This is a genomic window from Paenibacillus sp. J31P190 (assembly GCF_059692075.1).
Genome location: NZ_JCAUAS010000003.1, coordinates 71939 through 87472, shown reverse-complemented (window position 1 = coordinate 87472; position 15534 = coordinate 71939). Strand labels below are relative to the sequence as shown.

Sequence of the window (15534 nt, the reverse complement as noted above, 5' to 3'; positions counted from 1 at the left end):
AACCTTCGTTATTGTGAGCAGTCTAACGCTTCTTATTCATTGATTTCAAAATGGGAGTAAGTAGCATTTGACTGCAATCGCTTACGTATCCTACACTAATAACATTTGAACGGAGAAAGTGTAGGGATTGAAAGACATGGAATCGATAGCATCTTGGAAAAAGCTTGGTCTATTCGCGGTCACATGGCCGATATTCGTTGATTCCGTCCTGCGGATGATGCTGGGAACGGCAGATGTGTTTATGCTCAGTCTGATCTCGGATCAAGTGACTGGAGCAGTCGGATTAGCAAACGAAATCATTGTTTTCTGCATTATGATGTTTGGCTTCGTTGGGATTGGAACGAGTGTAGCAGTCGCACAAAATCTGGGCGCCGGTAGGGCGAAAGAAGCCAGCCGCATTTCAGCTCTCGCGATTACAATAAATTTGATCTTTGGAATTTTGATTAGCATTTTGTTGGTTGTCTTTGGTGAATCGCTGATGCGTCTAATGAATTTGGCGCCGGAGCAGGTAGAGATAGCCAAAAAGTATTTAAATATCATTGGCGCGTTTATATGGATTGAGGCGTTGTCCTATGCGATCTCATCTGTGCTCCGTTCAAATGGTCAGACTAGAGACGTCATGTTTGTTACGTTGGGTGTGAACCTGATCCATGTAGCGGGTAACAGCCTTCTTATCTTTGGAAACCTTGGTTTTCCGGAATGGGGAGTAACTGGGGCTGCGGTATCCACTGTTGTAAGCCGTCTTATTGGGCTTATCGTTTTGATTGTCATCTTATATCGCCGTATTCCCGTACCGATTCGTTTGAAGCACTATGTCACATACGACAGTCGGATTGTGAAGCAAATCATGAGCATCGGCATACCGTCAGCCGGTGAGCACCTGTCTTGGCAGTCTCAACATATGATGATCGTCAGTTTTATTAATATCATCGGTCAAGCGGCTTTGAGTACGCATATCTACATGATGAATATAACCAACTACTTCATGGCGCTAGCTATGGCAATAGGAATGGGGACAGAAATCATTGTAGGTCATATGGTAGGTGCTGGGGCATTCAAGGCAGCCTATCATAAGTTAATTCGAAGCTTGCGGATTAGTCTTCTTGTGACCTTTGTGGTTGTGGGAATTGCTTCTATTTTCCGCAAAGATCTGATAGGGCTATTCACCGACAATCCGGAAATTATTGCGATGGGTTCTAGTATTTTAATACTCTCGGTTCTCTTAGAGCCTGGCCGGACATTCAATCTAGTTGTCATTAACTCCCTTCGTGCCGCTGGAGATGCTAGATTTCCTGTCTTCATGGGGATTCTATCGATGTGGGGGATCGCAGTGCCGCTTGCGTATTGGCTAGGTATTGTCATGAAAATGGGCCTGCTAGGCGTGTGGGTGGCATTTGCGGTAGATGAATGGGTGAGAGGTCTACTCATGTATTTACGGTGGAAGAGCCGTGTATGGCAAAGTAAGGCGCTCGTGAAGCCAACTGTAGGAACAGTCGCCAAGTAAGAATGCGATAGAATGCAAAGAAGCACAGGACCCTTGAGGGTTCTGTGCTTCTTTTAGTAAGAGTAGAAACATGAGCGTAGCAGCTGGCGACTGGTACAATATTAGTATATTCAGATTCTTGTAAAAGAACTGGATGATTAACGGGATAATAGAAAAAGTGCTAGTGTCCCATTCAATAGAATTACTTCTTCAAACCAGTGTAAATATGGATGGCATCTCTCAGAAACTCAGCCGTACCGGGCTGCTTTTCATCATAGTAAGCCTTAAATCGTTCGTCATCCACATACATTTGGGCTAAGCCAGCATGCGCCTCTTTACTATACTCGTTCCAGTAATAGCTTAGCCACATCTTATGCAAACCCGCGGCTGCTTGAGCCAGTTCACTGGCAGGGTCCCCATTTTTGAAAGCTTCGGCCAATGTAGCTTTAACTTCATTCGCTAATCGCGTTATCTCGTCTTGCTGTTCCTGTGTCATGTTTTTGATTTTTTGGTTGGACTTATCTACGGTTTCATCGCCATACTTCTCGCGAATTTCTTTCCCGTATTTTTCCTCGTTATCATCGATCATCTTTTGCTTGAAGCCTTCGAATTTCTCCTTATCTGTCATGGTTACTCTCCCTTCGGTTAAGGCAATTGTTTTTTCAACATTTGCAATCAGTGCATCTAATTGTTTTCTTTTGTCGAGGAGTTGTTCACGGTGTTCTTTCAGGGCATTGGCTCCATTGAAGGAGGGGGCGGTGACAATTTCTTTAATACTGTCCAGACTGACGCCTAACTCTCTGTAGAACAGAATTTGTTGTAACCTATCCACTTCAGCTTGACCATAGATTCGGTATCCTGACGAATTGATTCTTGCCGGCTTAAGAAGCTCAATCTCATCATAATATCGAAGCGTTCTGGTGCTGACTCCAGCCAATTTGCCCAGATGCTGCACGGTGTATTCCATCTGTTCACCTCCTGACAACTTAACTGTACAGCTTTACGCAACGTGAATGTCAAATGCTTTTTTGAAATTTAATTCTGCAAGTAATACAAGTCATACTCTAGGAATAGGATGATACGAGCCTTGAAGCATGTACATATCAATCAATTAATTAATGAATGGGTGATTCAAAGTTGTATACGATTCTTAGTTTTTTTCTCTTGGGTCTATCTTTGGCTGCGCCAATTGGTCCTATTAATGCAGCTGTGTTAGACAGAGGGATTAAGAAGGGTTTTTTTCATGCTTGGGTAGTGGGTATTGGAGCACTGATTGCTGATGCCTTGTTGATGATCCTTATTTATTTCGGACTTGTGCATTTTCTAACGACACCTTTTATGAAAACGTTTCTTTGGTTATTTGGCTGCTTTATTTTGCTCTACTCGGGTATCGAAAGTTTGATTGATGCGGGGAAAATAAAGGGAGAAGCATATAGAAACGAAATTACGCTTTCGAAATCTTTTTTCTCCGGTTTTTTCATGTCTATAACTAGTCCCTTGTCCATACTCTTTTGGCTTGGTATCTATGGGTCGGTTTTAGCTGAAACAATTGCTGATTTCGATAGAAACCACGTATTATTATATACAGGTTTTATGTTCGCTGGTATTTGTATGTGGGATGTTTTTATGGCATCGTTAGCGAGTACGTTTCGAAAATTTCTCACAACTCGCGCGCTCTCATTCATATCCATTGCATCAGGACTATCCCTGATTGGCTTTGGGTTGCATTTTGGGATAAAAGCCTTTCATGCGCTTTTTGGATAATGCTAGGTCGCCCCTTCACGATTATCATGTTTAGGATTTGGCAGCTCTTTCGGCTTGTAAGATGTTCCGTGGGCGTTCTTTTTCCATTTGAAACTCATGCCTATTGTGACCAAGCCTATAATCCCGACAAATAGGAGGCTTATCCAGAATCCTGGTCGGCTCGTTTCATGAAAGACTGTACCCGTGATAGCGGTAAGGATTAGTGCCATGCCCAGGTGTCGCTTGATCTTTCCCCATGCGGATAGTTGTAGTAAACGGCCTGATGATAGCAGGATGAAGAGCCAGTTCAAGAGCAGCATAATCCCAGCGGCTGTTGTTACGTATTCATAAAGCTCTTCTGGCAGCAAAAGAGCCATCAACACCGCTACAGCTATACCTCCAGTCGTAAAACCGATGGCGAATAAAGGCATTTGTCTTTTCCCTGATGTTTTTTTGGCAAAGATCGAGGGGGCATCGTGATCTTTGGCTAACGTGATAAGGATAGTTGTCACCGCAAATAAAGAAGCAACCATCGTAGAAAATCCTGCAATAATGAGGATCGCGTTAAACGCATGCGGGACAAAAGGGAGATTGTAACTTCCCAATGCAACCTGAAACGGGCTTTCCTTTCCCTGTAAGGCATTCAAGGGGATCAAGGTTAAAGCAAGAATAAGAGATGCGATATAGAGCGTTGTTAAAAGAAGGATCATGATATTGCCTGCTTTTGGAGCCTCTTCGGGCTTCTTCAATCTTGTGGCCATTAAACCCATGATTTCAATACCGCCAAAGGCATAAAAAGCATAAATAAAAGAGGACCAAGAGCCCATTAACCCAGCTGGCAAGAAGGTTTCTTTGGCCGCCGGGAATCTCGGCTGATGAGCTCCACCCGTGATAAATCCTAAGAGTACGGCGCCTGCTATAAGAAGAAACATAACGATGGCGGATACTTTGATAATGGCAAAAACGTGCTCTGTGCGCTCGAATGCTTTTGTCCCGAGCAAGATAACACCCAGTCCAATCAAGGCGTAAACCGTTGCGAAAATCCACATGGGTATTGCTGGAAACCAGAATCGGGTAAAGAGGGACAAAGCTGTTAATTGACTTCCCATAATTAAAAGCTCTGAGCTCCAATAGACCCATCCGCTGCTGAAGCCTGCCCAGCGTCCATATGCTTTTTTGGCATATGCCCTAAAAGATCCTTGCTGCGGATCTGCTCCCGTCATTCGCGCCAAAACATCAAAGACAAAATAAGTGCCTAGGGCTGCAAGAATGAACATAAAGATGACGGATCCGCCGCCCAATTTGATACCAATCCCTGAGCCTAAGAAGTAACCCGTACCAATCGTACAAGCAACTCCAAGCAATGACAGCTGCCACCACTTCATAGTTCCTGACTTATCACTCTTTGCTTTTGTGGACATATAGCCTCCTACTGCCGTTCGTCTAGAAATAACAGCTGTTAGTATAGCTTGTCCATTGGTAAAATATACTTAGAGATTAACGCATCTGAGCTAATAGAGTGCCGTCTCTTAATATGACTTCATACGAATGGAGTCTAGCACTTGGCACATTATGGCAGCGACCCGTATGTACTTCAAACGTCCATCCATGCAGAGGACAGACGAGCTCTCCGTCTTCAAGGTCAACAGTGTAACCGGCATGAGGGCAAACACTAGACAGTAGGGTGTATATTCCATCTATCTCCGCAAGGAAGTACAGGGTATCCTCTACTTGAACCTCTGCCGGAAATGATGTGAATTGATCCTTTGTTCCGATTATGATTTCTTTCATCGTTATTCTCCTTTTCAACCAGGTTAGTTTGATTATAAGTCACGGCTGTTGTTTCACCAAGTGAAAATGACAAAGGAGGATCATACAAATGAGCAAGAATAACCCATTATTAGAAGCGTTTCATCAAGCAAGTTACCCAGTAGGTGGCCATAGTAAAAGAAACATTCAGGTTTTGAAAGAGGTATTGAATGATATAGATGGGAATCTGGACAGTGATATGTATGGTTCAGGTAAGCTTATCGAAAGTTTTCAAGAAGAAATGGCGACGTTCTTGGGTAAAGAAACAGCCGTATTTTTCCCTAGTGGAACCATGGCGCAACAAATTGCCTTAAGAATCTGGTGTGACAAGAAAGGTATTAAGAAAGTGGCTTATCATCCTTTGAGTCATTTAGAAATTCATGAAGAAGACGGGTTAAAAGAATTGCATCAAATTGAAACTATTTTGCTTGGGGATAAGGACAGACTGATTCGACTGGAAGATGTTATCCATATGCAAGATGATATTGCTTGCTTATTAATAGAATTACCGCAACGTGAAATTGGCGGACAGCTGCCAGACTACGAGGAGCTTGCTGCTATTTGTACTTATTGTCGCGAGAAAGGAATTAAATTGCATCTAGACGGAGCCAGACTATACGAGATTCTACCTTATTATCAAAAAACAGCTGCAGAAATTTGTGAGCTTTTTGATAGTGTGTATATTTCTTTCTATAAAGGGGTTGGCGGGATCGCAGGAGCCATACTTGCTGGTAGTGAAGCTTTTACAAAAGAGTCCAAAGTATGGAAAAGACGATACGGAGGTGATTTAATTAGCCTTTATCCGTATATCCTAAGTAGCAGCTATTATTTCAAACGGAGATTGGCTAAAATGACGCAGTATTATGAAGAAGCCAAAGTGCTTGCTGGATACTATAATCAATGCCATGGCGTTGTGACAAAACCGTTAGAACCTGTGACTAACATGTTTCATGTGCATGTTGATCTGCCGAAAGAGAAGGTTGAACCTATATTAGTAGCCTTGTATGAGGAGACGGGTATAGGATTAACCCACTATGTAAGAGAAAACAGCGAGACAAGTTGTTCTTATGAAGTAAATATCGGTGATCGTTTTGCGAATATACCCAAAGATGAGCTTAGGAAAGCATTCCAGCTGTTGGATGTGAAAATGAGAGCTGTTTAGATCGGTTGCGAAAGTGCCACACTGTGTTATGGGGTGGTTAGAAATGCTCTTTGAGCCAATAAAACCAATGATTGTGAGTATCGGTAAAGAAGCTTTTGATGACGAGAATTATATATTTGAACCCAAATGGGACGGATGGCGAATCCTCCTGCATAAGCAGGGTAATCGCATTGAAGCTTTTACACGTAACGGCATGTTGATTTCTAGTAAATTTCCAGAATTAAAGGAAGCAGCAGCGGCCATCAAGGCTCAAACGGCGATTCTTGACTGTGAGGGAATTGTTTTGCGCGGCGGCAGACCGGTATTTGATGATTTTTCTTATCGTGGTCGATTGAGTAATTCTGCGAGGATTAATCGCGCTGTAAACACACATCCCGTAACATTTGTAGTATTTGATATCCTTTACACAGATAGAGCTCATTTGGATGAATCGTTGACGCAGCGAAAACAGCGGCTTGGCGACATCGTCGATTCTACCCCCGTTATCATGCCTACCATGTTCGTAGGAGGACAAGGTAAGGCGCTTTTTGAGTTAATGAAAGTACGAAATATGGAAGGCATTGTAGCGAAGCGAAAGAACTCCAAATATCAACTGGATACCAAAAGTGCCGATTGGCTGAAAATGAAATATTTTAAATCGATTGATGTGGTTATTTTGGGCTACAGAACGAATCCTTTTGGTCTCGTTATCGGCTTGAATTTCAGAACAGTGAAGAATAAGCCAGTTGGGGTGGTTGAGTTTGGCTTTCTGCAAGAAGATAAGCAAATGTTTTTAGTGCTAGCTAAGCAATTGAACACGTTCATGGATGACCAAACACAGTGGATCGAACCACGCTTGTGTTGCCGGATTGACTATTTGGAGCGAACAGACACACATCAATTAAGGACTACGGTGTTTCGTGGTTATTTGCCGGATAAGAAGCCTGAGGAATGTAGATGGGAATCTTAATTCATTGAATTCAGCTAATTAAAAAAGGAGCGATTATATGAACATTATTTTTCATGGACAAAGCTGTGTTGAGATTCGATTAAAGGAGCATACGCTCATCATTGATCCCTTCTTGAACCATAACCCTCTGGCCGCTGCAAAACCGGAAGATATTAAGGCCGATTACATACTCGTTACTCATGGTCATGCCGATCATTTAGGTGATTCACTAGAGATTGCAAAGCGCAACGAAGCCATTATTATTGCACCCAATGATTTGGGGAGGTACTTATCTTTCCAAGGAGCAAAAACCCACGGAATGGGGATCGGCGGAGAATTTCATTTTCCTTTTGGTAAAGTAAAAATGACATTAGCGCTTCATGATTCTTCTTATAACCCGCCAGGAACCAAAGAAAATATTTATACAGGGATGGCTAGTGGTTTCCTCATTACGGCTGAGGGGAAAACGATTTACCATGCAGGGGACACAGGCCTTTTTGGAGATATGCAATTGCTGGGCAAATTAAATGCGATTGACCTTGCCTTCCTTCCAATTGGTGACAACTATACCATGGGCCCCCGCGACGCTGTTATCGCCGCACAATTCTTACAAGCAAAAATGGTCGTTCCGATGCATTACAACACATTTCCTCTCATTAAGCAGGATCCGAAGGCTTTTGTCGATAGTCTGGCTTCTGAGGGAATTAAGGGATTTGTCATGGAACCTGGTCAAAATCTAGCATTCTAAATTAATCCTAAAGGAGGCTTTTTTAGCCATGATGTTTGAGCACCTGGTTTCGTTCAGATTTAAAGAGAATTTAGATCCACAGAAGGAAAAGGAATTGCTTGAAACCTTATTGTCATTAAAAAATAAGATCCCTGGGATCGTCGATTTATCGGCAGGCGTAAATGTGACAGAAGAAACAGATAATGTACAAGGATACACGTTAGGACTTCGTGTGACTTTTGAAGATCAAGAATCTTTACGACAATATGGACCGCATCCTGCACACCAGCAATTCGTGAAATCATTAGAAGGAATTATTGAGAATGTCATAGTGATTGACTACCCGATCGTGAAGTGAGTGATAAACAGGGGGAAAGCCGAGTGAAATTAGCCTTTATTTCGGATATACATGGGAATGCAATCGCACTGGAAGCCGTTCTGGAGGACATAAGGAAGAAGCAGATAGACCGCATTTATGTACTGGGTGATCTTTGTTACCGTGGACCGGATCCCAAGCGATCTCTTTCTTTGGTCCGTTCTTTAAATACTCAGGTCATTAAAGGAAACGCAGATGAATGGGTTGTGCGCGGCATAAATCAAGGAGAAGTCCCGGAACAGGTCATTGACATGATGAAGAGAGAACGGGAGTGGACCGTTGCGCAATTGGACGAGCAGGATATCGCATACTTGGCGAGTCTGCCTACTGAAATGAAGCTTGAGATAGAGGGTATCTCTATTCATGCGTTCCATGCGACGCCAGATAGCTTGTTCGAAATCGTACTTCCTGGCGCTGGTGATGAAGTGCTGAAGTCAAAGCTTATGTCCGCGTCGGATGCGGATATTTTCATTTATGCTCATATCCACAGACCATTCATCCGTTATATGGAAGGTAAAATACTGTTGAATACCGGAAGTGCAGGTCTGCCTTTTGACGGTATGTCTAAAGCTGCCTATGCCATTGTTGAAATTGAAAATGGACAAATCCGAACATCGATTGAACGTGTTCCATTTCGGATTGAGGACGTAGTCAAGCAATATGAAGAAGTTCATTACCCGAATGCAGAAATGATGACGAAAATTGTTCGAAACGGTCTTGTGAAATAAGAAAGAATCATTGAGCGTCGGTATTATTCGTTTGGCGGTCTTTCCAAAATAAGACGGTCAGCATACGCTCGACCCATTCTTTATCTTCTGTCGTAAGTACAAAACCATCAAACATGAGCTCATTCTCTCGGAGAAAACGCCGTAAATTAACGGGATTGCTTTGAAATTGCTGTTCAGACGGAGAAGACTCCAGATATCCAGCGATATCCATCAGTTCGGAATAGGAAGTGTTAAGCCCTTCTGACAGCTTCATTAATACTTCTGGTGAAGGAATGCCGCGGTTACCGTTCTCTAGTTGGGAAATATAAGCTGCTGAGACACCTGAACGGTCTGCAAGCTCACGGATGGTGAAGCCTTTTAATTTGCGCATATCTTTTAATTTATCGTAGAAATACATAGACCCTCACTCACCCTCACTAACAAAAGTAAACATTAGTAAACGATTTAATAGTAACAGTTTACTAAAGTAATTACAATCGAAGTACCAGATAAAATTGATCCATTTTAGGTTACTTATGTAAACAAAAATGGTTGCATAAGTAAAATTTAATGGTATAATGTTCTAAGGGGAACAAAATGAGAACGGGGGTCTATGGCAGAATGAATATAAAGATCTTGGCGAAGACCGATGTTTTTATTAAAGCGAGAGTCATTAAAGGTTACTCCCAGCGAGAGTTGGCGAAGCACTCGGGTTTAAGTCATGCTTATATCAGTCTGCTTGAACGATCGATTAAATCAGTGGGTCCATCCACGGCTAAGAAATTGAGTGATTTGCTAGATAAGGATTTGGAAGAATTATTTCTGATTGAGATGTAGTTTAAATTGAAGTGATTTTAAGGAAAAATATAGGTGAACTAAGATCCGCAGCATGTTGCTGTGGGTCCTTTTTTTTAGGATGTTTGAGATGATGAGAGAAATAATTTCAGAAGAGAATCATGCAGGAGCATATACCTCCTACGAAACTGATGAACCCTGCAATGTTAAGCTAGCTAATGGATACGCTCGCACAACAATAAGCAATAAAAGATTAAACCCTTTCAGTTCTAGCATGGGCAGATTAATCCTAAAGAACGGGAAGAAGTTTTAGTTCGGTTTGTTTGCATTACGAAAGGAATCTGGGGGATAATTGACATTGAGCGTCATAGTATGAAAAACAAATTTAGGGAAATGGAGGGTTTTTAATAATGTCGGATAACATGGCAAGCACCAATCCTGGAAAAATACACTTCATGTTATGGTCTACGCCGCCAAGAACAACTTTTCCTCAGGATATGACCGAAGAAGAACGGAACGTTATGCACCAACACATCGCCTATTGGACGGATAAGCAAAATCAGGGGATTGCTCTCGTTTTCGGACCTGTTCGAAAACCAAACGATCCTCATGGACTCGCCATCATTGAGGTTGAGAATGCAGACCAAGTCCCACAACTCATTGCCAAAGATCCTGCCGTTATCGCGGGAGTGATGACTACGGAATTTTATCCGATAATGGCAACCTTACCGAAATAACACTCTTCACTCTGAAGTAAGATGTTAATGGGGCTGATGCGACAAAGGTGTTGGCTCCATTATTGCGCTAACGGAAAACGATAGTTGAGCGGAGGGCTCTCTTCGCGGTTCCTCTTCTGAACATTGATGTAACGAGCTGAAATCTATTAACAAATAATTCTGGATAAAAAAAGATTAATCTGATAGTATAAGGAAAATTTAAGTGGGGTGGTTATTAAATGAAGAGAAAGATTGGTTGTTTGCATGCCCACTACTCTAATATTGAGTATATTCAAAAAGCTATTGCTTCAAATGATTTGGAGTTAGTTCACTTTGTCGACCCAGGCTTAATGAGTAGAATCGCATCAGATGAAACTTTTGATTTAACAAAAGCCCAAAACAAAGTAAATGAGCAGATTGAATGGATAGCCAGTACCAAGGTTGATGCAATTCTAATTACATGTACCAATTACATTGCTCTTCTCGACGATGAACAACTTAAGACATCAGTTCCTATCATAAAAATTGACGAGCCATTTTTCCATTATGTTTGTAGCATAACGGAGCCACAAGTGCTACTATTTACTAATCCAGCAACAGTCGAAGGAACGATGAAAAGGCTTAATGAATTTGCAACTACACATGCTAAACCTATTAATATCGATGTGCAAATCATAGGGAATGCATTCGAGCTAATAATGCAGGGGAAAAAAGAGCAATATGTAAACGAATTATCTAATTATATTAAGGGTTTGCTTATCTCTAATCAAAACAAGATCCTCTCTGTCGCTCAATTATCTATGGTCGAAACTGCTGAAAAAATTGAGTGTGAAATGGGTGTAAAAATCGGAAATCCATTGAAAACATTAGTAACCCATATTGAATCGAGTTTACAAGGTTTATTCAGCTAACGGGTAACCATAGCTTCATAATGGAACACTACGGCAGCCGGTCAATACGATCGGCTGTCTTTGTTGAACTAACTGGCAGGTTTGTTGAACAAGTTGTAAATTTAACATTTTAAAGTAAGAGCATTTCTTTGTAATGAGAAATGCTTTTTATTTTTGTTAAAATTAAAAGAATATTTCAATAACAATAATAATATAATAAAAAACAATACGAATTTATTGTAAAACGATAAATCATATGCTAAAATCATGTTGTTATTAAATAAGTGAGGTGTTTTAAATGAATGTTAAACGAGGTTCAACCACTTTCTTAAAGGTAATTATTTTTCTGGCTGGAATTGCAGTGCTTGCTTTGTGTATCTGGTTGCCTGAGATAGCCGTTAGAGATGCAAGGGTACATCCAGATACGGCTTACTTCCTAATCCCCTTTTTAGTATGTGCATACGGATTCTGTATTGCGTTTTCTGTTGCGTTGTATCAAGCATATAAACTATTAACCTACATCGAAAAGAACAATGCTTTCTCTGAATTATCCCTTAAATCTTTGAAGATTATAAAGAAATGTGCTTTTACAGTCATTTTCCTCATTTTGTTAGGAATAATAAGCTTAAGGGTGCTTGCTAAAATTACAGGTAGTGATGATGCAGCGGGTCCTACATCATTATGTCTAATGGGTATTTTAGCAACAAGTATCATCGCAGCCATTGTGGACGCACTTCAAAAGCCATTAAAAAATGCCCCAGATATAAAGTCAAAAAATGAATGATTAACGGATATGAAAGACTTTGGATTGTCAGCCAGGTGATTTTTGGAGTACAAAAGCGACGAAGACACTTAATAAAAACAGACAACTAATTTATTTAACTAACGGTGAACGTTAGTTGAATAACCAGGGAGTAGATTGCCGCGGCAGTTGCTCCCTATTTTTCATTGAAGTGACGGGCAGATTAGAGCAGCATTAAGTGTTATAAAGATATACATTGCATTTTAATTTAACAGCTTAGTTTATTATCCTTGAATTCCTTGACTGGATGATGTACATTAGTTGTATGACTATTAAACTAACAGAAGAAGATGACAACAGGGTACGGATCTTCAAGGCATTAGCCGATCCCACCAGAATCGAAATCATTCGAATGCTTCATCACACCAAGCAGGAAAAAAGTTTTGGTGCAGTCGGAGAACAATGCGATACGCCGAAAGCGAACATTTCTTATCATTTTCGCACGCTGCGAGAGGCTGGCTTGGTAGTCATCCGACAGGAGGCTCAGACCAAATACGTTACGCTAAATACGGAGGTGTTTGAACAATATTTGCCAGGGTTCCTGAATACCCTATAACTTCAGGTACTTTTTTTAGTATATAGTCAAATAGTTGTTTAACAAATAAACAAACAAATTGAGTTAAGAAAAAGATACGGTATTTGTTTTAGATGACATTTTAAGTCTAAAGAAATGGAAGAGGTGCAAGCTATGTTATCCTTTAAAGGACAAGAAATTCGTTTAACAAAACGTCCTTCCGATCATGTTCGCAAGGAGGATTTTGAGTTGATGTCAGTAGAGATTCCAGAAGTTCAGGACGGTCAAGTGCTTGTCAAAAACAAGTTCTTGTCACTCGACGCGGGAATGCGCCTGCGTATGATTGATCTGCACATGCCTGTTCCATTATATGCGGTTGGTGAACCAATGTATGGTGACGCGATCGGTGAGGTCATCGTTTCAAAAGATGCTTCCCTGCAACCGGGTGATACGGTGCGACATCAAATGGGATGGCGCGAATACGCATTAGCCGATGCTAATACGTTCCATAAAGTAGACCCCAACTTGTTCCCCACGCTCTCAACACATCTGAGTCTGGGCTTAACCTCTTATGTAGGCATGCTTGATGTAGCGGATTTGCAAACGGGTGATACCGTTTTCGTGTCAAATGCCGCAAGTTCCGTAGGCAGTTTAGCCGGACAGATCGCCCGATTGAAAGGAGCTAAAAAGGTCATAGGTACCGCCGGCTCCGCGAAAAAGGTCAATTATCTCGTAAAGGAACTGGGTTTCGACGCTGCATTGGATTATCATGACAGTTCCTTCAGAGAAAAGCTGCGTCAGATCACGCCTGACGGGATTGACGTTTACTTTGATAATGTCGGAGGCATGCAGCTTGAAGCCGCTATCGACGTTATGAAGCCATTTGGTCGCATCACACTGTGCGGGGCGATGGTATCGGCGGAAGGAGTGTTTGAAGGAGTCTCCAACCTTGTGCTCGCCATAGGCAAACGGCTCACTATTAAAGGGTTTAATGTGATGGATCACTTGAGCCGCGGGGCATCATTTCATTCAGAGTTTAGCAAATGGTTGAAAGATGGAGCTATCAAATATTCGGAAACTGTTATCGAAGGAATCGAACATGCGCCCCAGGCGTTTGTCGATCTTCTTGCGGGAAAATTCATAGGTAAAGTTGTCATCAAAATCTGATCTAATACTAAGCTTGCAAACTATTGGGGCAGTAAATAAGAATTTACGATTAAGCTAACGAGAAACGTTACTTAAATAGGGATCGCAGGGCTGCAGCGCAGTCGGTCGATCCCTGTTTTGCTGAAGTAACGGGGCAGTAGAGCGTGGTGTCATTGGAATGCTTTTGTGGAATTATTAGGAAGAATAACACAACGATATAGAATGTATATACGTCTAATATGTGAAGAAACGGGGTGCATGCATGATACGAACAAAGATAACGATCGGAGTGCTTGTTGGTATCATCGGGGTGTTGGTAATGATCTTGGTTATTCATTTAACGACTGACAAAAATGCACTTGAAAGAAAAGATATTATCCTTCACCATTTCAAGAAGGTGGATGTAGACCGTTTAAATGAGATGGTTCAGCGCCATAAAAATGGAAAAGGCGACTATCTTATGCTCATTCCACCGATTATCGACGGTGGTTACTGGATACATGATGTGCATTCAAACGGCAGGGAGGTCACCTGGACCATTGATAATACCAGGGATGGAATGAGTTCTGAGCGTGGAAAACAGGTTTACAGATGCAAGAGGATTAGCGTGGATGAGACAAAAGATCATTATGTGTATACAGTTAATCAATGTGAAAATGAAGGTGAAAAGAGCATACCAATTTTTAGCCTCCTCAAGGAAGATGTTTTGATACGCTCCCTCGGAGAACGATAGTTAAACATCTGAAGGTCTGCCACGTGGTAGACCTTCACTCCGCTATCGGGCAGGATTCTTTAAGAGATACAATGAAATATTAGTACGAATCATCTTTAAAATTGGTATGTAAGGAAGTTGAAAAAATGGGGCTATCCGAAGAAATACTAAATTCTTTTAATCTTAGCGGGGATATTGTGCCATTGAACGGTGGGCAGAATACATCAGTAAGAGTTAGTAATGCTGTATTAAAACCTGTGGATGATATACAGCATTGTGAATGGTTACTGAATATTATTTACAAAATAAACCCTCAAGGTTATAGGGTATCAAAGCCTCTTAGAAGTAAATACGGTACTTTTGTAAGTAAAGGATGGGCTTGCACTCATTATGAAATAGGCCAGGATATAAAAGGGCATATAGAAGAAAAACTTATGGTATCGAGGTTATTTCACCGCGATCTATCTTCTATTAATTTTCGGGACTTCCCTCATATAGACAACCCTTGGTCCAAAGGACATCGCATAGCATGGCAAATAGATGATTTGTCAAGTGAACTGCCTAAAGAGATGCAAGAAAGTATAAATAATTTACTTAGAAGGGTAAGCCTAAAAGAGCAATATAAGGTACAAATTGTTCATAGTGATTTGTCGGGAAATATTCTTTTTGACCAAGTTTTGAATCCTTTGGTAATTGATTTTTCTCCAACAATTGCCCCAGTAGAATATGCTGAAGCCATTTTAGTTTGTGATTGTATAGCATGGCAAGGAAGCGAGGTTTCTGAAATAGACCTGCTTCCAAGTGATGAACTATATAAAGAAATGATTATTCGGGCAATTATTTTCCGTTTAGCGGTTTGCGCTATTTTTTCAAAAGGTGATTATAATAAATTTTTCTTCGAGTATCAGGCATTTAAACCCATTATTGAGTATATCAATTAGGATTCCTCTATTGAACTAACGAGAACCGATAGTGAAATAGCCCAACATCATAAAACAGATCACTTCATGGTATCTATTGCCCA

19 protein-coding genes are annotated in these 15534 nt (G+C 41.2%); 15 read left to right on the top strand and 4 right to left on the bottom strand.

Going from position 1 to position 15534, the window contains the following annotated elements; genetic code table 11:
- Positions 1-136 precede the first annotated feature (136 nt).
- Positions 137-1504: an MATE family efflux transporter gene (locus AC58U0_RS07455; RefSeq protein ID WP_060646534.1), complete on the top strand. Its 1368-nt coding sequence runs from the start codon at positions 137-139 to the stop codon at positions 1502-1504.
- 181 nt (positions 1505-1685) lie between these two features.
- Here AC58U0_RS07455 and AC58U0_RS07450 read toward each other — a convergent pair whose 3' ends face one another.
- Positions 1686-2450, bottom strand: a complete 765-nt coding sequence (locus AC58U0_RS07450; RefSeq protein ID WP_497378348.1) for a MerR family transcriptional regulator — start codon at positions 2448-2450, stop codon at positions 1686-1688.
- Positions 2451-2620: 170 nt separating this feature from the next.
- Here AC58U0_RS07450 and AC58U0_RS07445 point away from each other — a divergent pair, with 170 nt between their 5' ends.
- Entirely contained in the window at positions 2621-3247 is a 627-nt protein-coding gene (locus tag AC58U0_RS07445) for a LysE family transporter (RefSeq protein ID WP_497378347.1), read from the top strand.
- 2 nt (positions 3248-3249) lie between these two features.
- Here the strand turns inward: AC58U0_RS07445 and AC58U0_RS07440 are convergent, their stop codons facing one another.
- Both AC58U0_RS07440 and AC58U0_RS07435 read right to left on the bottom strand, forming a co-directional pair.
- Positions 3250-4647 (bottom strand): amino acid permease, encoded by a 1398-nt coding sequence (locus tag AC58U0_RS07440; protein ID WP_497378346.1) that lies wholly within the window; start codon positions 4645-4647, stop codon positions 3250-3252.
- Positions 4648-4723: 76 nt separating this feature from the next.
- A complete protein-coding gene (locus tag AC58U0_RS07435) occupies positions 4724-5017 on the bottom strand; it encodes a Rieske (2Fe-2S) protein (protein WP_497378345.1) in 294 nt (97 codons plus the stop codon).
- Between the two features lie 88 nt (positions 5018-5105).
- Here AC58U0_RS07435 and AC58U0_RS07430 point away from each other — a divergent pair, with 88 nt between their 5' ends.
- Genes AC58U0_RS07430 through AC58U0_RS07410 form a run of 5 tightly spaced genes read left to right on the top strand, consistent with a single transcriptional unit; the run spans position 5106 to position 8956 of the window.
- Positions 5106-6197, top strand: a complete 1092-nt coding sequence (locus AC58U0_RS07430; RefSeq protein WP_497378344.1) for a threonine aldolase family protein — start codon at positions 5106-5108, stop codon at positions 6195-6197.
- Between the two features lie 43 nt (positions 6198-6240).
- Positions 6241-7146, top strand: coding sequence for an ATP-dependent DNA ligase (locus AC58U0_RS07425; protein ID WP_497378343.1), 906 nt, complete (start codon positions 6241-6243; stop codon positions 7144-7146).
- Between the two features lie 37 nt (positions 7147-7183).
- The gene (locus tag AC58U0_RS07420; RefSeq protein ID WP_497378342.1) at positions 7184-7873 is read left to right on the top strand and encodes a metal-dependent hydrolase; all 690 of its coding nucleotides are present in this window, start codon (positions 7184-7186) and stop codon (positions 7871-7873) included.
- Positions 7874-7901: 28 nt separating this feature from the next.
- The gene (locus tag AC58U0_RS07415) at positions 7902-8210 is read left to right on the top strand and encodes a Dabb family protein (RefSeq protein WP_235549448.1); all 309 of its coding nucleotides are present in this window, start codon (positions 7902-7904) and stop codon (positions 8208-8210) included.
- A gap of 23 nt (positions 8211-8233) precedes the next feature.
- On the top strand, positions 8234-8956 hold the full coding sequence (locus AC58U0_RS07410; RefSeq protein ID WP_497378341.1) for a metallophosphoesterase family protein: 723 nt from the start codon (positions 8234-8236) through the stop codon (positions 8954-8956).
- Between the two features lie 7 nt (positions 8957-8963).
- Here AC58U0_RS07410 and AC58U0_RS07405 read toward each other — a convergent pair whose 3' ends face one another.
- Entirely contained in the window at positions 8964-9353 is a 390-nt protein-coding gene (locus AC58U0_RS07405; protein WP_057306907.1) for a helix-turn-helix domain-containing protein, read from the bottom strand.
- Between the two features lie 203 nt (positions 9354-9556).
- On the opposite strand from AC58U0_RS07405, the gene AC58U0_RS07400 reads away from it, so the two are divergent.
- The 8 genes from AC58U0_RS07400 (at position 9557) to AC58U0_RS07365 (ending at position 15451) form a co-directional block, all read left to right on the top strand.
- A complete protein-coding gene (locus AC58U0_RS07400; RefSeq protein ID WP_216625547.1) occupies positions 9557-9772 on the top strand; it encodes a helix-turn-helix domain-containing protein in 216 nt (71 codons plus the stop codon).
- Between the two features lie 368 nt (positions 9773-10140).
- The gene (locus AC58U0_RS07395; protein ID WP_497378340.1) at positions 10141-10467 is read left to right on the top strand and encodes a YciI family protein; all 327 of its coding nucleotides are present in this window, start codon (positions 10141-10143) and stop codon (positions 10465-10467) included.
- A 218-nt stretch (positions 10468-10685) separates the two neighbouring features.
- Entirely contained in the window at positions 10686-11357 is a 672-nt protein-coding gene (locus AC58U0_RS07390) for a hypothetical protein (protein WP_497378339.1), read from the top strand.
- Positions 11358-11634: 277 nt separating this feature from the next.
- Positions 11635-12120, top strand: a complete 486-nt coding sequence (locus AC58U0_RS07385) for a DUF2975 domain-containing protein (protein ID WP_497378338.1) — start codon at positions 11635-11637, stop codon at positions 12118-12120.
- 268 nt (positions 12121-12388) lie between these two features.
- Positions 12389-12694, top strand: coding sequence for an ArsR/SmtB family transcription factor (locus tag AC58U0_RS07380; RefSeq protein WP_497378837.1), 306 nt, complete (start codon positions 12389-12391; stop codon positions 12692-12694).
- A gap of 132 nt (positions 12695-12826) precedes the next feature.
- Positions 12827-13819 (top strand): NADP-dependent oxidoreductase, encoded by a 993-nt coding sequence (locus AC58U0_RS07375; protein WP_497378336.1) that lies wholly within the window; start codon positions 12827-12829, stop codon positions 13817-13819.
- Between the two features lie 241 nt (positions 13820-14060).
- The gene (locus AC58U0_RS07370; RefSeq protein WP_497378334.1) at positions 14061-14531 is read left to right on the top strand and encodes a hypothetical protein; all 471 of its coding nucleotides are present in this window, start codon (positions 14061-14063) and stop codon (positions 14529-14531) included.
- Between the two features lie 125 nt (positions 14532-14656).
- A complete protein-coding gene (locus AC58U0_RS07365; protein ID WP_497378332.1) occupies positions 14657-15451 on the top strand; it encodes a hypothetical protein in 795 nt (264 codons plus the stop codon).
- Positions 15452-15534: the final 83 nt, after the last annotated feature.

Excerpts from the sequence above, each read along its gene's own strand:
- AC58U0_RS07380 (WP_497378837.1), top strand. The coding sequence starts at position 12,389 with ATGTACATTAGTTGTATGACTATTAAACTAACAGAAGAAGATGACAAC.
- AC58U0_RS07430 (WP_497378344.1), top strand. The coding sequence starts at position 5,106 with ATGAGCAAGAATAACCCATTATTAGAAGCGTTTCATCAAGCAAGTTAC.
- AC58U0_RS07455 (WP_060646534.1), top strand. The coding sequence starts at position 137 with ATGGAATCGATAGCATCTTGGAAAAAGCTTGGTCTATTCGCGGTCACA.
- AC58U0_RS07365 (WP_497378332.1), top strand. The coding sequence starts at position 14,657 with ATGGGGCTATCCGAAGAAATACTAAATTCTTTTAATCTTAGCGGGGAT.
- AC58U0_RS07440 (WP_497378346.1), bottom strand. The coding sequence starts at position 4,647 with ATGTCCACAAAAGCAAAGAGTGATAAGTCAGGAACTATGAAGTGGTGG.
- AC58U0_RS07420 (WP_497378342.1), top strand. The coding sequence starts at position 7,184 with ATGAACATTATTTTTCATGGACAAAGCTGTGTTGAGATTCGATTAAAG.
- AC58U0_RS07450 (WP_497378348.1), bottom strand. The coding sequence starts at position 2,450 with ATGGAATACACCGTGCAGCATCTGGGCAAATTGGCTGGAGTCAGCACC.
- AC58U0_RS07425 (WP_497378343.1), top strand. The coding sequence starts at position 6,241 with ATGCTCTTTGAGCCAATAAAACCAATGATTGTGAGTATCGGTAAAGAA.
- AC58U0_RS07400 (WP_216625547.1), top strand. The coding sequence starts at position 9,557 with ATGAATATAAAGATCTTGGCGAAGACCGATGTTTTTATTAAAGCGAGA.
- AC58U0_RS07390 (WP_497378339.1), top strand. The coding sequence starts at position 10,686 with ATGAAGAGAAAGATTGGTTGTTTGCATGCCCACTACTCTAATATTGAG.
- AC58U0_RS07370 (WP_497378334.1), top strand. The coding sequence starts at position 14,061 with ATGATACGAACAAAGATAACGATCGGAGTGCTTGTTGGTATCATCGGG.
- AC58U0_RS07375 (WP_497378336.1), top strand. The coding sequence starts at position 12,827 with ATGTTATCCTTTAAAGGACAAGAAATTCGTTTAACAAAACGTCCTTCC.
- AC58U0_RS07385 (WP_497378338.1), top strand. The coding sequence starts at position 11,635 with ATGAATGTTAAACGAGGTTCAACCACTTTCTTAAAGGTAATTATTTTT.
- AC58U0_RS07405 (WP_057306907.1), bottom strand. The coding sequence starts at position 9,353 with ATGTATTTCTACGATAAATTAAAAGATATGCGCAAATTAAAAGGCTTC.
- AC58U0_RS07395 (WP_497378340.1), top strand. The coding sequence starts at position 10,141 with ATGTCGGATAACATGGCAAGCACCAATCCTGGAAAAATACACTTCATG.
- AC58U0_RS07415 (WP_235549448.1), top strand. The coding sequence starts at position 7,902 with ATGATGTTTGAGCACCTGGTTTCGTTCAGATTTAAAGAGAATTTAGAT.
- AC58U0_RS07435 (WP_497378345.1), bottom strand. The coding sequence starts at position 5,017 with ATGAAAGAAATCATAATCGGAACAAAGGATCAATTCACATCATTTCCG.